The sequence below is a fragment of the Cellulomonas telluris genome (genome assembly GCF_004886325.1).
Taxonomy (GTDB): domain Bacteria; phylum Actinomycetota; class Actinomycetes; order Actinomycetales; family Cellulomonadaceae; genus Cellulomonas; species Cellulomonas telluris.
The window spans coordinates 1-583 of sequence record NZ_QXFN01000059.1 but is presented as its reverse complement, the minus strand read 5'-3'; the positions used below and the strand labels follow the sequence as shown (position 1 = coordinate 583).

Annotated in this window: 1 pseudogene; it reads left to right on the top strand. The window is 76.3% G+C overall.

Features of this window, described 5'->3' with window-relative positions:
* A pseudogene (locus FB586_RS18745) lies at window positions 1-368 on the top strand (DNA polymerase Y family protein); the annotation flags it as partial.
* Window positions 369-583 lie beyond the last annotated feature (215 nt).

The window sequence follows — 583 nt, the reverse complement described above, 5'->3', positions numbered from 1 at the left end:
GGCCGGTCGACCTGCGCCCGGTCGACCGACCGTGGCCGGGGCGGGTGCCGGGCCCGGCCCCGGTGCGCGTCTTCGCGACGCCCCCGGCCGCCGAGGTCGTCGACGACGCCGGCCGCGACGTGTGCGTGAGCGAGCGCGGCGTGGTGACCGGAGAGCCGCGTCGGTTCCGGGTCGGCGGCGCCCGGGACGGACCCGTCCCGTCCTGGCAGCCCGTCGCGGCCTGGGCAGGTCCCTGGCCGACCGACGAGGGCTGGTGGTCCGGTGCTCCCGGGCCGACCGCCCGCTTCCAGGTCGTCGGCGCCGACGGCCGCGCGTGGCTGCTCGTGCGCTCTCCCGACGGCTGGGCGCTCGAGGCGGCCTACGACTGACACCACCACTGACCACTGACCACTGACCACGACCACTGACCACGGACCGACGGGAGAGGGGCGCCTGATGGGCTGGAACAACCCCGCGATGCACTGGAAGGAGCTCGAGCGTCGGCTGAGCGGACTCCCCGGAGCCGACGACGCGCCGGTGTCGCGTCGCAAGCACCCGCCGACGACGCCCTCGGCGATCGAGCGACCCACCCACGTCACGCCCT